This is a genomic window from Streptomyces sp. NPDC052101 (assembly GCF_040680235.1).
GTDB lineage: Bacteria > Actinomycetota > Actinomycetes > Streptomycetales > Streptomycetaceae > Streptomyces.
In genome coordinates this window covers 570,511-592,345 of record NZ_JBFAWH010000002.1, presented here as the reverse complement: position 1 = coordinate 592,345, position 21,835 = coordinate 570,511, and the positions used below count along the sequence as shown (strand labels likewise).

At 72.8% G+C, this 21,835-nt stretch carries 23 protein-coding genes; 8 read left to right on the top strand and 15 right to left on the bottom strand.

Annotation, left to right across the window (positions count from 1 at the left end):
• The 14 genes from AB0L75_RS06310 to AB0L75_RS06245 form a co-directional block, all read right to left on the bottom strand.
• Entirely contained in the window at positions 1–1,992 is a 1,992-nt protein-coding gene (locus tag AB0L75_RS06310; protein WP_365176160.1) for an AAA family ATPase, read from the bottom strand.
• On the bottom strand, positions 1,989–3,413 hold the full coding sequence (locus AB0L75_RS06305; RefSeq protein WP_365176158.1) for a hypothetical protein: 1,425 nt from the start codon (positions 3,411–3,413) through the stop codon (positions 1,989–1,991). The genes AB0L75_RS06310 and AB0L75_RS06305 overlap by 4 nt, the downstream gene beginning before the upstream one ends.
• Entirely contained in the window at positions 3,410–4,069 is a 660-nt protein-coding gene (locus tag AB0L75_RS06300; protein ID WP_365176156.1) for a 4Fe-4S single cluster domain-containing protein, read from the bottom strand. Before AB0L75_RS06300 ends, AB0L75_RS06305 begins: the two co-directional genes overlap by 4 nt.
• Positions 4,066–5,118, bottom strand: coding sequence for a hypothetical protein (locus AB0L75_RS06295; RefSeq protein ID WP_365176154.1), 1,053 nt, complete (start codon positions 5,116–5,118; stop codon positions 4,066–4,068). The genes AB0L75_RS06300 and AB0L75_RS06295 overlap by 4 nt, the downstream gene beginning before the upstream one ends.
• Before the next feature lie 2 nt (positions 5,119–5,120).
• Positions 5,121–5,888: a protein phosphatase 2C domain-containing protein gene (locus AB0L75_RS06290; RefSeq protein WP_365176152.1), complete on the bottom strand. Its 768-nt coding sequence runs from the start codon at positions 5,886–5,888 to the stop codon at positions 5,121–5,123.
• Positions 5,885–6,655, bottom strand: a complete 771-nt coding sequence (locus tag AB0L75_RS06285) for a hypothetical protein (RefSeq protein WP_365176150.1) — start codon at positions 6,653–6,655, stop codon at positions 5,885–5,887. The genes AB0L75_RS06290 and AB0L75_RS06285 overlap by 4 nt, the downstream gene beginning before the upstream one ends.
• Positions 6,652–6,867, bottom strand: coding sequence for a hypothetical protein (locus AB0L75_RS06280; RefSeq protein ID WP_365176148.1), 216 nt, complete (start codon positions 6,865–6,867; stop codon positions 6,652–6,654). The genes AB0L75_RS06285 and AB0L75_RS06280 overlap by 4 nt, the downstream gene beginning before the upstream one ends.
• A 144-nt stretch (positions 6,868–7,011) precedes the next feature.
• Entirely contained in the window at positions 7,012–8,115 is a 1,104-nt protein-coding gene (locus AB0L75_RS06275) for a hypothetical protein (protein ID WP_365176146.1), read from the bottom strand.
• 74 nt (positions 8,116–8,189) lie between these two features.
• A complete protein-coding gene (locus tag AB0L75_RS06270) occupies positions 8,190–8,867 on the bottom strand; it encodes an RES family NAD+ phosphorylase (protein ID WP_365176144.1) in 678 nt (225 codons plus the stop codon).
• A complete protein-coding gene (locus AB0L75_RS06265; RefSeq protein ID WP_365176142.1) occupies positions 8,867–9,559 on the bottom strand; it encodes a hypothetical protein in 693 nt (230 codons plus the stop codon). Before AB0L75_RS06265 ends, AB0L75_RS06270 begins: the two co-directional genes overlap by 1 nt.
• Positions 9,556–13,020 (bottom strand): CHAT domain-containing protein, encoded by a 3,465-nt coding sequence (locus AB0L75_RS06260; protein ID WP_365176140.1) that lies wholly within the window; start codon positions 13,018–13,020, stop codon positions 9,556–9,558. The genes AB0L75_RS06265 and AB0L75_RS06260 overlap by 4 nt, the downstream gene beginning before the upstream one ends.
• 110 nt (positions 13,021–13,130) lie before the next feature.
• The gene (locus AB0L75_RS06255) at positions 13,131–13,739 is read right to left on the bottom strand and encodes a hypothetical protein (protein ID WP_365176138.1); all 609 of its coding nucleotides are present in this window, start codon (positions 13,737–13,739) and stop codon (positions 13,131–13,133) included.
• A gap of 180 nt (positions 13,740–13,919) precedes the next feature.
• The gene (locus tag AB0L75_RS06250) at positions 13,920–14,138 is read right to left on the bottom strand and encodes a hypothetical protein (protein ID WP_365176136.1); all 219 of its coding nucleotides are present in this window, start codon (positions 14,136–14,138) and stop codon (positions 13,920–13,922) included.
• Positions 14,139–14,247: 109 nt separating this feature from the next.
• Positions 14,248–14,949, bottom strand: a complete 702-nt coding sequence (locus tag AB0L75_RS06245; protein WP_365176134.1) for a DUF5324 family protein — start codon at positions 14,947–14,949, stop codon at positions 14,248–14,250.
• Positions 14,950–15,231: 282 nt separating this feature from the next.
• Between AB0L75_RS06245 and AB0L75_RS06240 the strand changes: the two genes are divergently transcribed.
• Positions 15,232–15,762, top strand: coding sequence for a peptidylprolyl isomerase (locus AB0L75_RS06240; protein ID WP_365176132.1), 531 nt, complete (start codon positions 15,232–15,234; stop codon positions 15,760–15,762).
• 194 nt (positions 15,763–15,956) lie between these two features.
• The gene (locus AB0L75_RS06235; RefSeq protein ID WP_365176130.1) at positions 15,957–16,847 is read left to right on the top strand and encodes a rhomboid family intramembrane serine protease; all 891 of its coding nucleotides are present in this window, start codon (positions 15,957–15,959) and stop codon (positions 16,845–16,847) included.
• 236 nt (positions 16,848–17,083) lie between these two features.
• Here the strand turns inward: AB0L75_RS06235 and crgA are convergent, their stop codons facing one another.
• Positions 17,084–17,338 carry a cell division protein CrgA gene (crgA, locus tag AB0L75_RS06230; RefSeq protein ID WP_360153180.1) on the bottom strand — a complete coding sequence of 85 codons (255 nt, stop codon included), beginning with the start codon at positions 17,336–17,338 and terminating at the stop codon, positions 17,084–17,086.
• Positions 17,339–17,490: 152 nt separating this feature from the next.
• Between crgA and AB0L75_RS06225 the strand changes: the two genes are divergently transcribed.
• Genes AB0L75_RS06225 through AB0L75_RS06200 form a run of 6 tightly spaced genes read left to right on the top strand, consistent with a single transcriptional unit; the run spans position 17,491 to position 21,777 of the window.
• A complete protein-coding gene (locus tag AB0L75_RS06225; RefSeq protein ID WP_365176128.1) occupies positions 17,491–18,279 on the top strand; it encodes a DUF881 domain-containing protein in 789 nt (262 codons plus the stop codon).
• Positions 18,280–18,303: 24 nt separating this feature from the next.
• Positions 18,304–19,011 carry a class E sortase gene (locus tag AB0L75_RS06220; protein ID WP_365176126.1) on the top strand — a complete coding sequence of 236 codons (708 nt, stop codon included), beginning with the start codon at positions 18,304–18,306 and terminating at the stop codon, positions 19,009–19,011.
• A gap of 52 nt (positions 19,012–19,063) precedes the next feature.
• Positions 19,064–19,225: a hypothetical protein gene (locus tag AB0L75_RS06215; protein WP_365176124.1), complete on the top strand. Its 162-nt coding sequence runs from the start codon at positions 19,064–19,066 to the stop codon at positions 19,223–19,225.
• Complete coding sequence (locus AB0L75_RS06210; protein ID WP_365176122.1) at positions 19,222–19,860, top strand: aminodeoxychorismate/anthranilate synthase component II; 639 nt, start codon at positions 19,222–19,224, stop codon at positions 19,858–19,860. Before AB0L75_RS06215 ends, AB0L75_RS06210 begins: the two co-directional genes overlap by 4 nt.
• Positions 19,857–20,996: a class E sortase gene (locus AB0L75_RS06205; RefSeq protein ID WP_365176120.1), complete on the top strand. Its 1,140-nt coding sequence runs from the start codon at positions 19,857–19,859 to the stop codon at positions 20,994–20,996. The genes AB0L75_RS06210 and AB0L75_RS06205 overlap by 4 nt, the downstream gene beginning before the upstream one ends.
• A gap of 28 nt (positions 20,997–21,024) precedes the next feature.
• Entirely contained in the window at positions 21,025–21,777 is a 753-nt protein-coding gene (locus AB0L75_RS06200) for a class E sortase (protein WP_365176118.1), read from the top strand.
• Positions 21,778–21,835 lie beyond the last annotated feature (58 nt).

The window sequence follows — 21,835 nt, the reverse complement described above, 5'->3', positions numbered from 1 at the left end:
TCAGCCGTTCCCTTCCTCTGCCTTGGCCCACGGTGTGCCGTCGGCGTCGATGCCGAGCCGGATCCGGCTGCCCGGGGCCGGGCGGTGGGCCAGGATGTGGGCGACCACGGCCGTCCGCAGCCGTTCCAGTTCGTTGCGGATCTGGCGGCCGCCGTACGCCTGGTGCTCCGGGTCGCTCATCCGCCCGGTGATCCAGGGGTGCACGGTGTCCGTGTCGGGGACCAGCTCGACCTGGTGGCGTTCGCGGACGGACTCGGTGAGCTGCCCCAGCAGCCGGTCGGTGATCTTCACGATGTGCTCGCGGCGCAGCATGTCGAAGACGACCACGCCCGGTTTGAGCCGGCCGTAGATCTCCGGCCGGCCGATCGCCCGGAACTTCTCCTCCACGGCCCGGGTGAAGTGTGCCTCCAGGGCGGAGTACGGCAGTTCCTCGCCGCCTTCGGACAGCAGCCCCTGGACCGCCTCCGCGCCCGTGTTGGAGGTGAAGATGATCAGGCACTGGGAGAAGTACGCGGTCTGGCCGCGGCCGTCGGTGAGGCGGCCGTCCTCCAGGATCTGGAGGAACTTGTCCAGCACCCGCGGGTGCGCCTTCTCGATCTCGTCGAAGAGGAGGACGCTGAACGGCCTTTCCTGGACCCGGCGGGTCAGCTCGCCGCCCTGCTCATGGCCGATGTAGCCGGGCGGTGCGCCCGCGAGCCGCTCGGCCGCGTGTTCCTGCTGGTACTCGCTCATGTCGAAGCGGGCGTACGCGCTCTGGTCGCCGAACATCAACTCGGCGACCGCCTTGGCGAGTTCGGTCTTGCCGACGCCGGTCGGGCCGACGAAGAAGAACGCGCCCCGGGGGCGGGCGGTGCCGGACCCGCCGAAGTCGACGCCCACGAAGGCCGCCTGGAGCGCGGCGGCCACCGCGTCGACGGCCTTGGACTGGCCGACCACCCGGCTGCTCAGGACGCCGGCCGCGCGGGCGACGGTCTCCCGGTCCAGCTGGGTCCACGGGTCGACGCTCACATTGAGCCGGTGCAGTTCCAGGAGCTTGTCCGGTTTCTGCAGGGGCGCGCCGCGCAGCCACGAGGTCCGGGCGAGCGCGTCGATGTCCCAGCCGGACATGCCGTCGGTCGCACCGACCAGGGCCTCGATGTCATGGCGGGTGGCGTTCGGGGCGCCGTTGAAGTCGCCGCGCAGCCAGGTCAGCCACAGGCGGCGCTCGCTGGGGTCGGGTGGGCCGATGTGCAGGGTGGCGATCCGGGGGTCCTCCAGGTGGAACCAGCCGGGCAGCCGGCCGACGTCGCCCACCGCGCACAGAACGGCGTTGCGGGCGTGCGGGCGGTGGCCCGCCAGGGGCGGGCGGGGGGCCACGGCGTCCGTCATCGCGGCGCGCAGCCGGAGGTAGCCGGCGTTCGACTCCGGCTGGCCGGGCGGGAGATGGTGGTCGATGTCCTGGAAGACGAAGGCCGTGGCCGCGTCGGGGGAGGAGGTGAGCCGGTGCACGGTGGCGACCACGTCGTCGAAGGCACGCGGGGGGCCGGCCTGGCGGGGGGAGAGCAGGCTCGACCGGTCCCGCCGGCGTTCGGCGCCGCGCCGGGCGCGCGGGTCGGTCTGCTGCCGGTCGTCCGTGGGCGCGGCCCGGTCACCGCCTGCGGTGGCCGTGCCAGGCCCTGTCGTCGCGCTCGCGTCGTCCGTCCGCCGAGGCCGGTCCGCCTCCAGCCGGGCGAAGCGCTCCGCGTGGCCCGGCAGCGGGAAGGTGAGCCCTGCCACCGGGTCCCACCAGCCCACCACATCGGCGCCGCGCGCCTCCAGCACCCCGGCGACCAGCTCCCGGAAGGAGGCGGGACGGTCCTCGAACCACCAGCGGTCCCGGATCTGCCCGTCGATGATCAGCTGACGGCCGCGCCGCAGCTCCCAGCCGAGCGACACCGCCCACAGGGGCATCATGCCGTCGGCGGTGACGGGCCCCGCGGCGTCCTCGCCCTTGGCGAAGCCGGCTGTGCTCATGGGGTCGTCCACTTCCAGGACGTCTCGCGGGGCAGCGGCTCAGCGCGCCGGCCCGGCGGTTTGCCGTCCCAGGTCAGCTCGCCCGGTACGAAGCCCTCGTCGCCGCCCAGCGCCTCGTGCACCCGCTCCAGCAGCGCCTCGGTGGTGTCGCACACCGCCGCGTCCCGCGGGGCGGTGAGCGTCACGTCCGGCTCGCCCGCCACGTGGTAGACGAGGACCGGTGTGCCGTCGTCCTCGGTGGCGACCGTGGTCTCGTACGTCGCCCCGGTCGGCCGGGTGAAGTGCAGCCGGAAGCTGCCGCCCTGGTCCTCACCGCCCTCGAAGGCGAACCCCTCGTCGGTCATGGCGTCCCGGAGTGCCTCCACCAGGTCCCGGCGCCGCTGGTAGGCCAGCTCCAGCTCGTCCAGCCGGCGCTCGGCGTCGGGGAGCCGGCCTTCCAGATCGGCGATCGCCGCCAGGGCCTCGGTCGCCGAGCGCGCGGCCAGCGCCCCGGCGGCGGCGTTCAGGGCGTCCCCGATCTCGTCGGCGAGGACCGGGTCGCCGAGATCGGCGGCGGTGTCCGTCACGCCCTCGGCCGCCGGGCGTACGACGTCCAGCCGCTCGGCGGCCTCCGCGAGGGCCAGCTCCAGGGCCGCCCGCGCCGCCTCGGCCCGCTCGCGCTCCGCCGCTTTCGCCGCCTCGCCCTCCCGGTCCGCGAGGGCCTGCCGCTCGGCGGCCTCGCGCACGTCCGAGACCGTGGCCGTATGCCGGGCGAGGGCGTGTTCGACCGTGCCGAGCAGGGCTTCGAAACGGACCCGCGAGCCCGGGCCGGCCGCCGTGCGCAGCTGGTCGAGCAGGTCGGTGCAGCGCCGGTGGCCGTCCGCGTCGAGGGCGGCGCCGTCCGGGCCGGTGGCGGAGAGCCGGCGCTCCAGGCCGGCCAGGACGGCGGCACTGTCATCCGTACGGTTCCCGGCCGGGCGCAGGTTCACGACCCGGCCGCGCAGTTCCTCCACCGCGTCCCCGAGCTGCTCCCCGCGGGCGGCCCGCTCCCGCAGCCCGGCCAGCTGCCGCTCCAGCGAACCGATGCCCTCCCGGGCCCCTGACCGCTGGGCCTCGGCGATCAGCTCCCGTACCTCGTCGAGACCGCGCTCGTCGGCCCGGGACTGCTCCGCCCGCGCCTTCGCCAGCCGGGCGCCGCGCTCGGCCGTCCGCCGGGCCGCCACCTCGGCCTCCCTGCGTGCGACGTCGGCCCGGCGCCGCTCCGCCTCCGCGCGGGCGCGTTCCCGGCGGGCGGCCGCCTCCTGGGCCAGCCGGGCCCGCTCGGCGGCCCGCCGGTGCTCCCTGGCCCGGCGCTCCTCGGCCCGGCGGCGGCGCTCGGCCGCCTCCCGCTGGGCGTACACCGCGCCGACCCGGACGCTGCTGTACTTCGGTGATCCGCTCATCGTTCCCTCCGTGCCTCGGTGTGCAGCACGAACCCCCGCGCCGCGAGCTGCTCCTCAAGTCCCCGCCGGAATCCGGGGGTCGGCGGCACCCCGGCCCAGGAGAGCGATCCGTCGGCGTCCACCGACAGTTCGATCCCGGCGGTCGTGTCCGGCTCGGCCAGGGCCCGCGTGTAGCGGTCGCTGAGCGGGATCAGCCGCTGGTTGTCCGAGCCGCGCCAGCGCAGAGCGGCGTGCCGCGCCGCGACATACGGCCCGTCGACCAGCAGGTCCAGCCGTTGCAGCAGGGCGCGCCGGTCCGGGTCGCCGCGCCGTAGTGCCTCGTGGCGGAAACCGGAGTACGCCATCGCGCCGAAGTCAGGGCGCCGCTCCCGTACCGCGTCGAGCAGCTCGGCGAGCGCTTTGGCCTGGCTGAACGGCTCGCCGCCGGAGAACGTGACGCCCTCGACGCCGTCCAGCCGGCACAGCCAGTCGGTGAGTTCGGCGACCGGCCGGCTGGTGCCGCCCTCGAACGGCAGGGTCTCCGCGGCCACGCAGCCCGGGCAGCGCAGCGGGCAGCCCTGGACCCAGATGACCGCGCGGGTACCGGGGCCGAGGACCGTGCAGCGGTCCAGCGTGCGGGCGACGGAGAGGTCGGCCGTCCTGCCTTCTCCTGTCATGCCTCCTCCTGAGGATGGCCGGGGTAGCTGTCGGCGCCCCGCTCGGCCTGGTCGCACCACGGGCACCAGGGCCGCTCCACGGTGTGGATGTGGCGGGCGTTGACCGCGCACACCTTCAGCCGGCCGGGGGCCGGCTCGGCCGCGAGCGCGCGGGCCCACTCGTCAGCCGTCGGGCGTCGGCGCGGGTGCGCGAACGCCGTCCGGAACAGCTCCGTGAGCCGTCTCGGCAGCAGGTCGGCGGGCGGTACGGAGCGGGGCAGCAGCACCGACGTACGGTCGACGATCCGGCAGCGGCCGTGCAGCACGTTGTCGTCGTACGACAGATAGTCGCCGCCGTCCGCCGGATGGCCGGCGAAGGGGTGCAGGCCGGCCATGAGGAGCTGGTGGACCAGGACGGCCAGGGCGAAGTCGTCGGACGCGGTGTCCGGGGGCGTGCCGGCGGGGGCGCCGATCCGTTCGGGGGCGGTGTAGCCGGGGGTGCGCATCCGGCCCGGGAAGACCTCGCGGCCGTCCGTGAACTGCCAGGAGTCGACGTCCGCCATGCCGACCCGGCCACTCGCGTCGACCCATAGATTGTCGGGCTTGAGGTCGCCCACCACATAGCCCTCGGCGTGTAGTTCGCCCAGCAGCCGGGCGAGGCGGAGGGCGGCGCGCAGGGCGGTCGCCCAGGTCGCCCGGGGCAGGAAGGCGCGGCGGGCGGAGGTGGTGAGGAGGTGGCTGAACGGCTGGTAGGCGTGGCGCATGTCGGTCATCACATAGCCGTCGACGCGGTCCGCGCCGGTGCCGTCGGCCGTGCGGACCGGGACCAGCGGCCAGGCCAGCCGGACGGGTGTGCCGGCGAGCAGGCCGACGGTGCGGGGTTCGCGGCGCTGGCGCACCAGGCGGGCCACGCGGCGCCGGTAGGCCTCGGGGTCGGGCGGGTCCGGGACGAGTTTCGCGACGAGCGGGCGGTCGTCGTCGACGCCGTACACGAACCCTTCCGAGCCGCTGCCGATCTGCTCGGTGAGCCGCCAGGTGTGTCCGGAGCCGGACACCACTGTCAGTCCCACGCTCACCCCCCTTCGACGAGAGCGCACAGGACGGTCAGGTCGTCACCGGTCCGGCCGGCCTTCGGACCGGAGAGCAGGCGGCGCAGGGGCTCGGCGTCCCCGTGGTTCTCGCGGAGCGTGGCGGCGAGGCCGAGGAAGAAGCCCTCGGCGGGTAACGGGCCCGCGTCTGGCGGGAGTTGGCGTACGGAGGGGTGGTCGAGGGTGAGGGCGGCGCAGCCGTCGGTGGCCAGGAACAGCCCGTCGAGTTCCGGTTCCCAGACGACGAAGGTGCGTAAGCGCAGCGCCGCGCCGGGGGAGGACAGGAAGGGGGGTGGCGCGGTGGGCGGGGGGAGGACCAGGTGGCAGCGGTCGTCGCGGGTCAGAAGCGTGCCGAAGCAGTCGCCCAGCGAGAGGAGAGCCACCCACGGCGGACGTACGACCGCTGCGGCGAGGGTGGCGGCCAGGGCGCCGGGATCCTGTGCACCCGATGCGCCCAGCACCCCTGCCACCGCCCTCAGGTACTCCTCCACCACCCGCCGGCCGCGCCCGGCGACCCACCCGGTCCAGGCCTCCGGCCTCTCCTCCGCGCCCGGTATGTCCTCCGACAACAGGCGGCAGGCCGCGTCGACCGCTATATGGGCGCCCAGGGCGCTGCGGTCGCGGCTGCTCGCGCCGTCGGACACCGCCAGGACCGCCGTGCCGCCCAGGTCGACCGCCTTGAACGCGTCCTGGCAGCCCTGCCCGGCGGCGAGATGAGCGGTGCCCTGGACGGAGGCGCCCGCGACGATCACCGGAGGTCCCTCTCCAGCCTGTCCATGCGCGCGAGCCGGGCGGCGCGGTCGCCCACCTGCTGGTGGATGAGATCCGCGTCCTGGTCCGGGCTGCTGTCGTCCGTGCTCTGGAAGAGCAGGTCGAGGATCCGGCCGAAGTCCAGGTTCTCCAGCGGGGACGTGGCCTTCGGCGCCAGTACCCGAAGCATCGGCAGGTCGGCGCCGCGCACCCCGATCACCTGGAAGACCCACTCCCCCTTCGCCTCGCCCTGGCGCACCCGCCCCGCCGTCCCCGCCAGCGCCGCCGCGTCCAGGGGGCGGCCCTGGGCGTCGCTCGGTGCGCCGTCCGTCAGGACCCACAGGAAGGGACGGCGGACCGGCACCCGTTGCCGCTGCAGGGTGCGGTAGCGGGTGGCGGCCAGCTCCAGGGCCGTGTCCACGGCTTCCGTCAGCCGGGTCAGGCCTTCGGCGCGCAGCGTGGGCGGGTGCATGCTGTCCACCGGGACGAAGAGCCGGCCGGGGTCGGCCTCCTCGACCGGGACCAGGCGGCCCGGGCCGGGGTCGTGGACACGCACCGCCGAGTCGAAGGTGATGAGGCAGACCTCCACCCGGGTGCGCAGCCGGTCCTGCGCGCGGACTCCGTCGAACCAGCTGGTCAGCGCGGTGTTCAGCTCGTCGATCCGCGGGTTGTCCGCAGGGCGGCCCATGGACGCGGAGGTGTCGAGGAGGAGCACGACGGGCTGCCGTTCCTCGTAACCGGCCCCGAACTCGATGCCGTGGACGCTCATCCGGCCGCCGCCCCGGTGCCGTCGGCGTGGGCCACCAGCCGCTGCCGTCCGGGATCGTGGCGCACGGTGACGGCCGTACCCGGCGGCAGGCCGGGCGGCTCGGGGACCATGCGCAGCAGGACGCCGTCGACGAGTACGTACGCATCCGGGGCGGGCCAGGTCACCGTGCGACCCGTGCAGCCGTGCGCCCACTCAACCATCCCCCTGGTCATACGGCCACGGTATGTGACATCGGCACCAACACGCCCGGTCCTTACGTGAATTGACACACCGTCGACACCGGTGGTTCGAAGGGCGCGAGCCGCCCAGGGGAAAGGCTCCCCCGAGGCACCCCCCTGAGCGACCCGCCCCTTCAGTCAACCGGACCGGCCGGGCGCCGACCGGTCGCGCCCCGGGCGGGTCCTGGCCGGGATCCGCTCCACCACACGGGCCGCCTCCGCGCTGCGCACCACGAAGTGCACGTCCCAGCGCGCCCCGCGCGCCAGCTCCGCCTCGACGGCGCTCCACACCGCGGCCGCGCTCACCCGGTACGCAAGCCCGCCGCGCCCGGAGCCGAGCAGCGGGAAGCAGACCGAACGCAGCGCCGGGGTGTGCCGGTCGTGCTCCTCGGCCAGCAGCGCGAGCGCGCGCGAGGTGGCGCGGGTGATGTCGGCGGGCAGCACGTCGTAGTCGTTGGTACCGGCCCGGGGCACGGCCACCGCCGCGTGGTATATCCGCCGTACGCCGTACTCGGCCAGGGCGCCCGAACCGGTCGCCGCCACCGTCCCCGGGACCACCGGACGCCCCGACGTGCCGTGCCGGGCCGCCCACTTGCGCAGCTCGTCGTGGACCGGGTCGTCCAGCAGGTCGCCGGTCACCCCGCGCACGGAGGCGGCCCGGCGCAACGAGGCGGAGACCGAGGACTTGTACGGCTCGGGCAGCGCGAAGTAGGTGTTGGCCGGGGCGACCACCACGTCCACGTCCCGCAGCAGGTCGACGGGGTGGACGTGGAGGGTGAGGCGTACGGCCCGGTCGCCGGCCAGGACCTCCACGAACCGGTGGGTGCCGCCCGCCCAGTCGCCCTCGCCCGGCTCGTCGCCGCCGCCCTCCACCAGTTCCACGATGTGCTCGGCCACCTGCCCGAGCACCATCACCTCGTGGTGCTTGCGGAAGCGCTCCTCGCTCACCCGGTACGCCTCGGCCGCGCGGGCCCGGCGGGAGGACGCCGGCCAGTCCCGGGTGCCCTGGGCCAGGCCCAGCGTGTACTCGGCGGCGGTCCGCAGCGTGCCCGCGTCGAGCCGCTCCACCGCGCGGCGCAGCAGCGCCTCCACGGCGCCCTCGCGGGTGCGCGCGGCCGCCAGGCAGGCCGCGGCCGACTCCAGGGCAGGCAGCTCCCGGCCACGCAGCCTCAGCAGTCCCGCCCGCCGAACCGCCTGTAATTCCATGACAATTGACGCATGGTCAAGGGACGGTGGTGCCATGCCGTCAACGATGACACCACGTGTCACACGGGGACAAGCGAGCGGCGGGCAGGGCGCCGTGCGGGGCTGCGGGCTCAGCGGTGCAGCGGCTCCTTGATCGCCGAACGGAGCGGTTCCAGCAGCTGGTTGGCCTCCTTGACGCCGTCCGGGGAACCGAGGTCCGCGATGCTGCGGTACGGCAGTGCCTCCAGTGGCCCGTTTGCACAGTGCGTGAGGCGGTCGCCGAAGAGCACCAGCGCCCGCCGCGACGGGTTGCGTTTCGAACCCCAGATCATCCCCATGGCCTCGGGCACCTGGGCCCGGATCTCCCGCGCCCACAGCCGCGTGCCCGCGTAGTGCTCCGGCCCCTCGCTCTCCAGCAGGAGGTGGTCCTGGCAGACGGCGGCCAGGGCCGCTCCCGAGCACAGCGAGACCAGCCTCAGCTCGCACCGGGTCCGCACCACGTTCAGCGACTTGCCCCGCACCGACGCCCAGGGAACCAGCCGCATACTCGTCGCCGGGTCGAAACGGACCGAGCGCAGCAGGGTCTCGGCGAGCGCGGTCTCCGCATCCGTCGCCGCGTACAGACAGGGGTACGGGTCCTTGGCCGTGCCGTGGAAGCGGCCGGGCGCGGGGTCGTCCGGGTTGAACGGCTTGAACTCCTCGGCCGCGAACCGGGACGAGTGCATCCGCCACAGCTGCGTACCGGCGGGCAGCACCTCCCAGTGCGGCCGGAAACGGTACACGGAAGGCGACACGGGTTCCTCGTGCATCAGTCCCCCTCCACCAACGCGACGGCCGCACCCACCAGGTCGCGGTCCGGCCGGACGCCGAGGAGGGCGGCGGGCGGCCCGCCGCCCAGCCACGCGTTGCCGCTCAGCCACCAGTCGGCGGCTCCCCACGGGTCCGCGTCGGCGAGCAGCACCCGGTTGACCTCCAGGACGACCTCGTACGGGGCCCCGCCCCCGGGCCTGAACTGGAACTCCGGGTAGCGGTCGCCGAGTTCGGGGTCGGTGAGCCGGATCAGCTCGGGGGGCGGCGCCGAACCGGAGTACCGGGTGCGTACCTCGGCTGCCGAGAGGGCGGGCGCGCGGCGCAGCCGCTGCTCGACGGCGGCGATGACGGCCGCGGCGTCGGGGGCCGGGGGCGGGCCGGCCGTGAGCCGGGCCAGCAGGTCCCGCGTCCGCAGCACGGCCGGAGAGCCGACAGGGGCCGCACCGACGAGCCGGACCGAGTCCAGCGCCTCCCGGACCGGATGACCGAACGGCAGCGGCACCAGACACAGGCGCATGGACTGGAAGGCCCGGCGTACGGCCCTGGAGTCGTCCGGCGGGGTGTCCGCTAGCGCACGCAGCCGGGTGAGCAGCAGCTGGTACTGCGCGTCGGTCAGCTGGGCGCGGATGCTGTCGAGATGCTCGTCGATGAGGCCGAGCACCCTCGTCCCGCTGTCCTCACCCGGGGTCATACCGTCTCCTCTCCCCGGCCGGGGTGGCCCTGATGGATGAACGCGGCCCAGATCGCGGGCCGCCCGAGGTCGGGGCGGCCGATGTCCGGCCGCAGCGCCTCGCTCAGCCGGCCCGGATCCCCCCGGTCCGGGTCGAGCATCCACAACTGCGCGGCCCGCAGGGCGTCCACGGGGCTGAGCCCCGCCCGCAGATGGTGGTGGAAGACCGCCATCAGCAGCATCGACGCACTGTCCCGGGCGGTCCACCGCGACCCCACGACATCACGGGCGCCGCCCGAGACGAACGCCGTGGTGAGGGTCAGGGCCTCGTCGTGGTCACGGGTGCTCAGATCGGTCTCGCAGGCACTCAGGACGATCAACGGGCCGTCCGGCGCCGCCTGCCCGGCGGGCTGCGGCCGGTCCAGGAGCCGGGTCACGGTGAGCCGGCCGACCTCCTCGCCGGGGTCCGCGGGGGCGAGGTGCAGGGCCGACTCCGTGGGTCTCACCCCCGCCATGCCGTGCGTGGCCAGATGGACCATCGAGTGGTCCTGGGCGAGCAGGGCCAGCAGCTGGTCCGGTGTGCCGGCCGGCACCGAGTCGGGCGGAAGGGTGCCGAAGTCGCCGTACAGCCGCGCCCCCGGATAGAAGGCGTTGCGCAGCTCCAGGACCTCCTGCTCGGCATACGTCAGCGTGAGGCTCCAGTCGGACACCATGGCCGGGGCCGAGACAGGATCGCGCGGCGCGCGCTTCACCGTACGCAGGAACTGGCTGCCGGAGGCCGCATAGCTGATCACCAGGGCCTGGCAGAGGTAGTCGTACGGGGCGCCCTCGGGGAAGCGGGCCGCGTGCCAGGGAACGATCCCGAGCCGGCCGCACGGCACCAGCACGACCCGGGGCGTACGCCGGTCCGCCGCGTCGCCCGGCAGGTGCGCCTCCAGCCCGGCGAGGACATGCACGAACACCCCGTACGCCCAGTCGCACAGCTCGGACAGGGCCTCCTCCCAGGCTCGCTCCGCCGCCTCGTCGCCGTGCTCCGGGGAACGCGCGGCGGCCGCGTCCAGATACCGCTCCAGAGGGGCGCTGTCCGCCTCGGAGAGCATCGGCAGCGCGCCCACGCCGATACCGATCTCGGGGCCTATGGCCAGCACCATGCCCGGGGCCTCGCCGCCGCTGCCGGGGACGAGATAGATCAGCGCGTCCGCGCCGGCCTCGCCCACGCCGTCCGCCAGCTCGCGCGGGGTGGGGGTGCCGAGCAGGCCTCCCCGCTCCCGGTAGCCGAGGGCCTCCAGCGCCTGCCGGCGCAGGGTGCTGGGCAGCTCGGCGGGCAGCTCGGTGCTGTCGGCCGCGCCGGACTTGCGCCAGGCGGCCGCGAGTTCGGGATGACCACGCTCCTCCAGCAGGTCCGGTACGGTCCGCGAGGTGGCCGCCGCCTGCAGCACCAGCGCCCGGCCCAGCTCCAGGGCGGCGACCGCGTCGTCCACCCTCTCGTGCGCGGCGGCCCACAGCGCGGCCCGTACGCCGAGGGAGGCGCCGTTGCGGGCGGTCGTCAGGCGGTGTTCGGCGCCGTGCTGGAGGAGGACGTCGGCGGCGAGCGTGGCCAGGGCCTCGCTCGCCGCGTCGGTGGCGGCGTCCGCGTCGGACGCGCTGTGCTCCCGATGCCAGCGGGCGCGGTAGGACTCGGCGAGCGACCACAGGGACGCGGCGGCCACGCGTGGGGCCCGGCCCTGCCGGATGTGCTCGCGAAGCCGCTCCAGCGTGCTGATGGCGGCGCCGAGGTCCGCCGGGTCCTTGGTGAAGCTGTAGCGCATGCCGAGCCGGTTCGCGGCGGAGTGCAGCTGGTCGGCGGGGGCGTCCGGCGGTGGCACGTCCCCCTCCGGGATGTTCACCGTGTCGCCGTCGAGGTAGGCACGCAGGGCCGCGAGGTCCGGGACCATGGCCTCCAGCTCCTCCTCCCCGATCGGCAGGCGGCTGTTCGACGCGGCGGTCCTGACGTCCTCGAAGTCCGTGAGGCCGCGCAGGAGCAGCTCCCGGTCCATGGTGAACCGGCCGAGCATGAGGCGGGCCATGGCGCGGGTGACGAGGGCCACGGCGCGGAAGTCGTGGTCCTCGGGGACGGTGTCGGCCAGCGCCTCGGCCCGGGGCAGCAGGGCGCGGAGCCGCTCCACGTCCTCGGTCTGCCCGGCGGTACGGACGTCGGTCATCAGGCCCAGCACGTCCGCCATGATCGCGAAGCCGTCGGCCATGGGGATCGGCTTCTCCGACTGGCGCCGCAGGTAGTCGGTGACCGTCCCGGTGTGCGCGAAACCGAGCGCCTGGTCCTCAAGGGTGCCGCCGGCGCCGTCGCTCAGGTGAAGCAGCATGGCCATCTGCCCTTCGAGGGCGTCCTTGCCCGGCATGCCGTCCGGCAGTCCGTCCAGCGCGTCGCGCAGCCGCCCGAGCTGCTGGTTGAGGGCAGCGGGATCGCCGCCGCCGGCGTGGTTCAGAAAGTCCACCGACGTGGTGTGGACGGCCTGCCACGCGGCGATGAGCCTGCGGAAATCCTCGGGGGTACGGGGCGCGGCCGGGGTGTCGGTGTCGGCGGGGGCGTCGGCGGGGGCCTTGCCGGAGGGGTCCGGGGCGGCCTGCGCGTCACGCGCGTGCGGGCCGGTACGGGACGCCGTGCCCGAGCCGCCCGCCGGACCCGAGCCGCTGGTCGGACCCGAGCCGCTGGTCGGACCCGAGCCGCTGGTCGGACCCGAGCCGCCCGCCGGACCCGAGCCGCCCGCCGGACCCGGGTCGCTGGTCGTGCCCGCGCCGCCGGTCATCGTCGCCAGCCAGGTCCCCATCATCCGCCGCATCTGATCGGTGCCCGGAAGACCGTCGTCGGGTATGAGGCTGTCGAACAGCTCGGCGATCCCGTCGGCCGAGGGGCGGGCGTAGAGGTCGCGCAGCTGTCGCAGGCGCCTCAGGTCCTCCGGCGGCAGAGGGAGTTCGGCCGCGTCGGTCACCAGCTCCTGCAGCTCGGCCGCGAGGGCGGCCATCCCGCCCGGCCCCTGCCGCATGATCATGTCGAACATGGCGGTCGCGTCCGGCTCCGGCGCGAGCCCGCCCAGCATCTCCTGCAGCGGCATCGCATGCGTCACCAGGAACAGCGCCGCCCACCGCCGGTCCTCGGCACCGGCCGCGGCCCCGATCCCGGTCGCCGGGTCCCGTACGTCCCGCAGCAGACCGTGCGCCCGCTCGCGGTCCCCGGGCGTCCCGCCCCCGGCGGCATGGCGCAGGGTGAGGGCACCGCCGAGCCATAACGTCACCGAGCTGTGCAGCCGCGGATCGTGGTCCAGCAGACGGGAGAGCGCGTCGAGTTCGGCGACCGAGTCGTCATGGGCGCGCGAGGCTTCGACGACCCTGTCCGGCGCCGGCAGCAACGCCTTCGCCCGCCCGATGGCCTCACCGGCCCAGGCCCGCAACGCCTGAACGCCACCGCTGTCCTCCGCTTCCCCCACCGGCACTCCTCACGTCCGAAGGACATCAACCGTCCGTTCCCGATCCCCATGATGACGAGACACGCGTCACAACGAGGCCCGATCACCCAGCTTTTCCGGCCCGCACCCGATCAACACCCGGAACTCGCCCGGGACACGCCCGGACGGGGCCGGCGACGGTGCGGCTCGGGCTCGGACAGGACCGGCCGGAACACCCCCGAGGCCCCCAGATCCGCCCGCATCCCGCGCCGCAGCTCCCGCAGCCGCTCCCACAGCGCGTCGATCTCCCCCTGGGCGGCGGCCGGCGAGTCGCCCGGCCGGGGGACACCGTCGTCCAGGCGCCGGAGCCGGCCGTAGAGGGTGCCGAGCGCGCGGGTGACCTCGCCGGCCAGGGCGAGCACGGGATCGGGCAGCCGCAGCTGGGCCTTCGCATACGCGTCCCGGTGCAGATCCCGGGCCTCGGTGAGGCGCCGCCGTACCGCACGCGGATCCTCCGTGCGCGGCAGGGCGTGCAACTGGTCGGTGAGAGCGGCCAGATACTGCCGGCAGGCGGTGTTGAGCGCGACGCAACAGGTACGCAGCTCCTCGGCCTCCCGCACCCGCGCCCGCGCCCGCTCGGCCCGCTCCTGCTCACGCCGCCGGCCGCGCTCGGCCGCACGCTGGGTCAGCAGGGCCGACAGCAGGGTCCCGACCACCCCGACGACCGCCACGATCGGCGCACCCGCACCGGTGACGTCCAACGCCCTCACCCCCGTGTCGCCGTCGCCGCACACCTTCAGCGAACCGGCGCCGCACCCCCGCGGGGAACCCCACGACCGAGGACCGCCCGGCCTTCGCCCGGCCCCCGCCCACGACGGCCGCCTTCCCCGTTTCCCCCCCCGGGCCGGTCCGGGCGGCTGACGGTGCGCGGGGACGCGGAGCTACTTGCCGCCGGGCCAGTCGTACGGGCCGCCGCCACGCCACTCGATCAGCTCGGGATCATCGATCGCCGTGTCGGCGGGCGGCAGCCCGGCGCGATGCAGGATGTCGAGCACGTCGAAGAGGTCATGGGCCGTACCCATCGGCTCACCACGGATCGCCACCCGCCGTCCGCCGTCCTGCGCGGGCGGGAACACAACCACCGGAGGGTGCCCGTCCATGCCATCAGCATTCCCCGACGACAGGGGCATCTCACCGCGGCGCACGCATCAAAGCGCCGGGCGCGGCGCTCGCGGCGGGCGAGCGCACGGCACCTCGCGGCGGCCCCGGCTACTCGTCGTCATCGTCCGCGGCATCCTCCTGGGCCTGTTTCACCCGCACCTCAGGGTCCAGCTCCGAGCTGCCGCTGCCGTCCACCGCACCGAGCCGACGGCCCGACTCGGGCACCTCCGTCGCGGCCGGCGGTTCGACCAGCCAGTCGGGGTTGGCCTGCTTGTCCCACCACTTCCAGGCCGCGAAAGCACCACCGGTCAGCACCGTCAGCAGCGCCAGCCCCTTCACGGCCCGGCCCGCCCTGCACCGGCGCCCGTTCCTCCGCGCCAGCTTCTGGATCTCCTCCGCCGAGACCTGGCCACGCAGCGCGGCCAGCGCCGCGGCGCCACGCGCCGCGGCCTCGTCACGAACCGGACCGGCCGCCGCCACGGCCTGCTCGATCCTCGGACGCGAGTACTCGGCGGCCTGCCGGGCCGCCTTACGGGCACGGACGGCCGCCTCCTGCGCCGCCAGGTCCATCATCGGCGGCACATGGGCACGCGCCTGCTCCAGACGCGGGGCGAGCCGGGCGTCGTACTGCACGCGGGCCTGCTCGGCGGCCTGCGACACCACGGGCGCCAGCCGTACGCGTGCCTCCTGCGCGTAGAGCGCGGCACGCTCCTTGGCCGTGTCGGCGTAAGGCGCCAACACTTCCGCGGCGTGCAGCACGCTCTCCTTCGCCGAGCCGGCCGCGGCGCGCACGCTGTCTTTGCGGGTCACGGGTTCCTCCTCCACGGTGGCGTACGGTAATTCGACTTTCCACACTTTTACGGATCATGCATGCCAACGCCCCGCGCGGCATGCGAGGGCGGGCATATGGGTGCCAATCCCTTCCTTCAGCTCGATTCCAGGCGAATCCCGGGCAACCCGAGCCTGCCGTCGACCCTGCCACGAATCCCGGCCGAGCGCCGCTTCCACGGCGGAACTCGTGGCCGCCGGGCGACGTACGGAGTCGACCGTGCGAGGATCGGGGAGTCACAGAAAGACAACGGAAGGCAGATCGTGGCCGAGCAGCTTTACGCCACCCTGAAGACCAACCACGGCGACATCGTGGTCGAGCTCTTCCCGAACCACGCGCCCGAGACGGTCAAGAACTTCGTCGAGCTGGCCCAGGGCGAGCGCGAGTGGACGCACCCCGGCACGGGTGAGAAGAGCAAGAAGCCGCTCTACGACGGCACGATCTTCCACCGTGTCATCGAGGGCTTCATGATCCAGGGCGGCGACCCGCTGGGCAGCGGCATCGGCGGCCCCGGCTACAAGTTCGGGGACGAGTTCCACCCGGACCTCTCCTTCGGCAAGCCGTACCTGCTGGCCATGGCCAACGCCGGCCCGGGCACCAACGGCTCGCAGTTCTTCATCACCGTCGCCCCCACGACGTGGCTGAACCGCAAGCACACCATCTTCGGCGAGGTCACCGACGAGGCCAGCAAGAAGGTCGTCGACGCCATCGCGAGCGTCCCGACCGGCCGCAACGACCGTCCGGCCAAGGACGTCCGCATCGAGTCGGTCGTCGTCGAGAAGCGCGAGGGCTGAGCCCACCGCCGCCCGGGCCACACCGGAGCATTCCCGCGAAGACGCGCCGGAGCATCCCGCGCCGACACGCCGGAACATCCCGCAGGGAACCAAACGCCCCGCTCATCCGTACCAAGGATGAGCGGGGCGGGGCATTGCCGGGGGCAATCTCACGACAAGCCCGGGGGCAGCCCCACGACAAGCAAGGGGAACAGATGGACGAGGCCGAAGCCGCCGCACAGGACGCCCATCACGCGCCCGTGTGCTACCGGCACCCGGACCGCGAGACCGGAGTGCGCTGCACCCGCTGCGAGCGCCCCATCTGCCCCGAGTGCATGGTCAGCGCCTCGGTCGGCTTCCAGTGCCCCGACTGCGTGCGCGGCGGCAGCGGCACGGGACACGCACCGACGGCGTCCCAGCCGCGCACCCTCGCGGGCGGCACCCTCACAGCCGACCCGCGCCTGTTCACCAAGGTGCTGATCGGCGTCAACCTCGCCGTCTACCTGGTGCAGCTCTCCGTGGGCGACAGCTTCACCAACCGGTACGAGCTGATCGGCCGGGCCCAGTACTCCCTGTTCGGCCCGATCGAGGGCGTCGCCGAAGGCCAGTACTACCGCCTGCTGACAGCGATGTTCCTGCACGGCGGATACACCCACATCCTCTTCAACATGCTCAGCCTGTGGTGGATCGGCGGGCCCCTGGAAGCCGCCCTCGGCCGCGCCCGCTATCTCACGCTGTACTTCGTCTCGGGCCTCGCCGGCAGCGCGCTCACCTATCTGCTCGCCGAGCCCAACATGCCCTCGCTCGGCGCGTCCGGAGCAATCTTCGGCCTCTTCGGCGCGACCGGCGTGCTGATGCGCCGGCTCAACTACGACCTGCGCCCGCTCGTCGCCCTGCTGGTGATCAACCTCATCATCACCTTCACCCCGGGCTTCAACATCGCCTGGCAGGCCCACATCGGCGGTCTCGTCGCCGGTGTAGCCGTCGGCTACGCGATGGTCCACGCCCCGCGCGAGCGGCGGACGCTGGTCCAGTACGGCGCCTGTGCGGCCGTGTTCGCCGCCGTGGTGGTCCTCACGCTGGTCAGAACCGCTCAGCTCACCTGATCGGAAGCCGATACCGAACCGTTGTCCACAGCCTGTGGCGAATCTTGTGCATGCCGTGCGGGCACAGCTGTGCCCCCTGTCGCTCAGATGTGTTTTCGCAGCTCAGACAGGGGGCGAACAGGTGTGTGGGGGCCGGTAGGTCAGTCACACCGGCGTCAACCCTCGACGGGTTATCCACAGATCGTCTTTCTTTTCCCCAGACCTGTGGATAACTCAGTGGATAGCCCTGGGCAGAGCTACTTCCACTGCGTGGAGACACCGAAGCCGGCGGCGATGAAGCCGAAGCCGACCACGATGTTCCAGTTGTCCAGGGCGTCGATCGGCAGCGAGCCGTCGGTCACATAGAAGACGACGATCCAGGCCAGGCCGATGACGAACATGGCCAGCATGACGGGCGCGACCCAGGCACGACTGTCCAGCTTGATCGCCTGCGCCTGCTTGGCGGGCGGCGGCGTGTAATCGGCCTTCTTGCGGATACGTGACTTCGGCACGAGGGTCTCTCCTGTCGATGCGCTGCGTGGCCGCGCAGGTAACTGGGTCGGGCTCGGGGCAGCGTACAAGGGGCCAACATGACGACTCTGTGTGCTCCCCCGGGCGTCCGTTAGCGTAGTGCTTCCGTGGCGCAGAAGGAGATAAGGGTACGTTGAGCAATTCTGCCGACTCCCCGGGGACGGGGGCAACGGGCTCCGGCCCCGGCCGCATACTGCGCTTCCGCCCGGTGCGGATGCTGACGGCGGCCGTCTTCGCGCTCGCGGGGCTCATCTTCATCACCAGCTTCAACACGGCCAAGGGTACGGACATCCGGCAGGACGGCTCCCTGCTGAAGCTGTCCGACCTGATCCAGCAGCGCAGCCGCAAGAACAAGGACCTGGACGAGTCCAACGCGACCCTGCGCGGGAGCGTGGAGTCCCTCGCCGAGAGCGACGACGGCAGCACCAAGGCGCAGGACCAAAGGCTCAGCGGTCTGGAGCAGAGCGCCGGCACGCAGCAGGTGACCGGACACGCCATCACCGTCACCCTGAACGACGCGCCGCCCAACGCCACGGCCAAGCTCCCCGGCTATCCCGAGCCGCAGCCCGACTACCTGGTCATCCACCAGCAGGATCTGCAGGCCGTGGTGAACGCCCTGTGGCAGGGCGGTGCCCAGGGCATCAAGGTCATGGACCAGCGGCTGATCTCCACCAGTGCGGTGCGCTGTGTCGGCAACACGCTGATCCTCCAGGGCCGGGTCTACTCGCCGCCGTACAAGATCACGGCGATCGGGGATCCGGGCAGGCTGCAGCAGGCGCTCGCGGACAGCAAGGCGATCCAGACCTACATGGTGTATGTCAATGTCTACGGCCTCGGCTGGAAAGTCAGCGACGACGGGACGGTGACTCTTCCGGGCTACTCGGGCACAGTGGATCTGCACTACGCGAAGCCCGTGCAGTAGCAGGTCCCCTGTCAGGAGCCACCGGTGCGCGTGATCGTCCGGACCGTCAGCGAGCTGTGCATCACCGTCGGCGCCCTGATCGTGCTCTTCGTGGCCTACGTGCTGTTCTGGACGGGCGTGCGGGCCGACGGTGCCATGAACGACCAGATCGACCAGCTGCACCGGCAGTGGTCGAAGGGGAGCATGCACCCGGCGGCCGATGCGGGGGCTGCGGGCGGCGGGGCCGGGCGGACGGCTGCCGTGACGAGACCGGCGCCGTACCACTACGGCAGGGCCTTCGCGATCATGTACATCCCGCGGCTCGGTTTCACGTGGAACAAGCCGGTCCTGGAGGGCACCGGCCGGGACGTGCTGGCGAAGGGCCTCGCTCATTACGCGGGCACCGCGCAGCTGGGCCAGGAGGGGAACTTCGCGGTGGCCGGTCACCGGCGCACGTACGGCGATCCGTTCGAGGACTTCCCGAAGCTGCGTCCGGGGGACGCGGTCGTGCTCACGGACGGGACGACCTGGTTCACGTATCGGATCGACAAAGGGCCCTACAAAACCGTGCCGACGGACGTTGAGGTGATCGACCCTGTGCCACGTAAGTCGGGGTATGCGCGTCCGGGACGGTATCTGACGTTGACCACGTGCGATCCGGAATGGGGGCACAGTCACCGGCTGATCGTCTGGGCACACCTGGACTCCACACAGTCTGTGGACGCAGGCGAACCGAAGGCTCTGCGCCGTTAGTCTGTTGGCGTACGGCGTGAGTCAGGTGCCGTGGGGAGACGGAAGGAACGGCATGTACGGCTTTATCTGGCGGCATCTGCCGGGGAACGCGTGGGTCAAGGCGCTCATCTCGCTGCTGCTGATCCTGGCCGTGATCTACGTCCTCTTCCAGTACGTCTTCCCGTGGGCCGAACCGCTGCTGCCCTTCAACGATGTGACGGTGGACAACCAGTGAGTGCGCGCATTCTCGTCGTCGACAACTACGACAGCTTCGTCTTCAACCTCGTCCAGTACCTGTACCAGCTGGGTGCCGAGTGCGAGGTGGTGCGCAACGACGCGGTGTCGACGGCGCACGCCCAGGACGGGTTCGACGGAGTGCTGCTCTCGCCCGGGCCGGGGACGCCGGAGGAGGCGGGGGTGTGCGTGGACATGGTCCGCCACTGCGCCGCGACCGGGGTGCCCGTCTTCGGCGTGTGCCTGGGCATGCAGTCGATGCAGGTGGCGTACGGCGGGGTGGTGGACCGGGCGCCCGAGCTGCTGCACGGCAAGACCTCGCTGGTGGAGCACGAGGGCAAGGGCGTCTTCGCGGGCCTGCCCTCCCCCTTCACGGCGACCCGCTACCACTCGCTGGCCGCCGAGCCGGCGACGGTCCCGGCCGAGCTGGACGTGACCGCCCGCACCCACGACGGCATCATCATGGGCCTGCGCCACCGGGAACTCCCGGTCGAGGGTGTGCAGTTCCACCCCGAGTCGGTACTGACCGAGCACGGGCACCGGATGTTGGCCAACTGGCTGGTGGAGTGCGGCGACCAGGGTGCCGTGGCGAGGTCGGCGGGGCTCGCCCCGGTGGTGGGCAGGGCCACGGCGTGACCGCCCTGCGCCCGGAGCGCGAGACCGATGCCTCGTACGGGGATCAGTCGTACGAGGCTTCCGGTGCGCTTGGGGACTGGGACAGGGCGGAGGCGGGGCGCCCGGGGCCGTATCAGCCCGTGATGGACGACGAGACGATGGCGCTGCGGTTCCCCGATGCGCCGTCGGCCCGCTCGGCCCGCTCGGGCCCGTCGGATCTATCAGGTCCATCGGGTCCATCGGGTCCATCGGGTCCGTCGGGCTCGGAGAGCGAGGCCATACGCGCCTCTGCGGCCTCTTCCGCCTCCTTGGCCACAGGACCCGCGGTCGGTGGCCGTGCCGCCCGCAGAAAGGCCGCCAAGCGGCGTGGCGGGCGTCATGGCGGCGGCCGGGAGGCGGCACCCGCCCGGACACCACCGGCGGACGCGGAGTCCGGCCGGCCGCTGTCCCGGGTGGAGGCGCGGCGGCAGGCGCGGCTGCGCAGGCCGGGCCCGGCCGTCATCGCGAGCCGGGCGATCGGCGAGGTGTTCATCACCACCGGTCTGCTGATGCTGCTGTTCGTCGTCTACTCGCTGTGGTGGACCAACATCCGTGCCCATGCGCAGGCGGGCAGCGAGGCGCACCAGCTGCAGGACGACTGGGCCAGCGGCAAGCGCAGCCCGGGTGTGTTCGCGCCGGGGCAGGGCTTTGCCATCCTGCACATTCCCAAGCTGGACGTGGTGGCGCCGATCGCGGAGGGCGTCAGCACCGAGAAGGTGCTCAACAAGGGCATGGTGGGGCATTACGGCGAGCCTCCGCTGAAGACGGCGATGCCCGACGCGAAGTCCGGCAACTTCGGTCTCGCCGCCCACCGCAACACGCATGGCGAGCCTTTCCGCTACATCAACAAGCTCAAGCCGGGCGACGCCGTCGTGGTGGAGATGCAGGACGAGTACTTCGTGTACAAGGTGACCAGCACACTGCCGGTGACCTCGCCGTCCAACACGAGCGTGCTGGACCCGGTTCCGCCGGGTTCGGGTTTCACCGGGCCGGGCCGCTACATCACCCTCACCACGTGTACTCCGGAGTTCACCAGCAAGTACCGGTTGGTCGTCTGGGGCAAGATGGTCGAGGAACGCCCGCGCAGCAAGGGCAAGCCGGACGCGCTCATCGAGTAGGGCTCAGCGAGTAGGGGCAGAGGAAACTGTGGCAGCGACCGCCGACGACACCGCAGAACACACGGACGCGTCCGACCCGGATCCCGCTCCGCGGGGCCGGCGTCCCGGCCGGATCGCGAAGGCGGTCAGCGTCCTGGGTGAAATCCTCATCACGGCAGGGCTGTTGCTCGCCCTGTTCGTCGTCTACTCCCTCTGGTGGACGAACGTGATAGCGGACCGCAAGGCGGACAAGCGGTCCGACAAGGTCCGCGACCACTGGGCCCACTCGACGGACTCCGGTCCGGGCGCGCTGGACACCAAGGACGGCATCGGCTTCCTGCATGTGCCGTCTATGAAGAACGGCGAGGTCCTGGTCGAGAAGGGCACGGGCACGGACGTCCTCAACGACGGTGTGGCCGGCTACTACACGGACCCGGTCAAGGCCGTGCTCCCCACCACCGGCAAGAACGGCAACTTCGCGCTGGCCGCCCACCGGGACGGGCACGGCGCCAAGTTCCACAACATCGACAAGGTGCAGGTGGGCGACCCGATCGTCTTCGAGACGCGGGACGACTGGTACGTCTACAAGGTCTACTCGATCCTCCCGGAGACCTCGAAGTACAACGTCAAGGTGGTCTCGCCGATCCCGAAGGAATCCGGCAGGACCAAGCCGGGCCACTACATCACCCTGACGACGTGCACGCCCGTCTACACCTCGGAGTACCGCTACGTGGTGTGGGGGGAGCTGGTCCGGGTGGAGAAGGTGGACAGCAAGCGGACTTTGCCGACGGAACTGCGCTGAACCCGGCCGAACCATGAGTGGGCCCCTGCCGGTACGCACCGGCAGGGGCCCACTCATC

Bases quoted from the DNA above. Each gene is read 5' to 3' on its own strand.
- AB0L75_RS06265 (WP_365176142.1), bottom strand. From the start codon at position 9,559: ATGACCCCGGGTGAGGACAGCGGGACGAGGGTGCTCGGCCTCATCGAC.
- AB0L75_RS06270 (WP_365176144.1), bottom strand. From the start codon at position 8,867: ATGCACGAGGAACCCGTGTCGCCTTCCGTGTACCGTTTCCGGCCGCAC.
- AB0L75_RS06285 (WP_365176150.1), bottom strand. From the start codon at position 6,655: ATGAGCGTCCACGGCATCGAGTTCGGGGCCGGTTACGAGGAACGGCAG.
- AB0L75_RS06275 (WP_365176146.1), bottom strand. From the start codon at position 8,115: ATGGCACCACCGTCCCTTGACCATGCGTCAATTGTCATGGAATTACAG.
- AB0L75_RS06250 (WP_365176136.1), bottom strand. From the start codon at position 14,138: ATGGACGGGCACCCTCCGGTGGTTGTGTTCCCGCCCGCGCAGGACGGC.
- AB0L75_RS06215 (WP_365176124.1), top strand. From the start codon at position 19,064: ATGTACGGCTTTATCTGGCGGCATCTGCCGGGGAACGCGTGGGTCAAG.
- AB0L75_RS06310 (WP_365176160.1), bottom strand. From the start codon at position 1,992: ATGAGCACAGCCGGCTTCGCCAAGGGCGAGGACGCCGCGGGGCCCGTC.
- AB0L75_RS06300 (WP_365176156.1), bottom strand. From the start codon at position 4,069: ATGACAGGAGAAGGCAGGACGGCCGACCTCTCCGTCGCCCGCACGCTG.
- AB0L75_RS06305 (WP_365176158.1), bottom strand. From the start codon at position 3,413: ATGAGCGGATCACCGAAGTACAGCAGCGTCCGGGTCGGCGCGGTGTAC.
- AB0L75_RS06280 (WP_365176148.1), bottom strand. From the start codon at position 6,867: ATGACCAGGGGGATGGTTGAGTGGGCGCACGGCTGCACGGGTCGCACG.
- AB0L75_RS06235 (WP_365176130.1), top strand. From the start codon at position 15,957: ATGGACGAGGCCGAAGCCGCCGCACAGGACGCCCATCACGCGCCCGTG.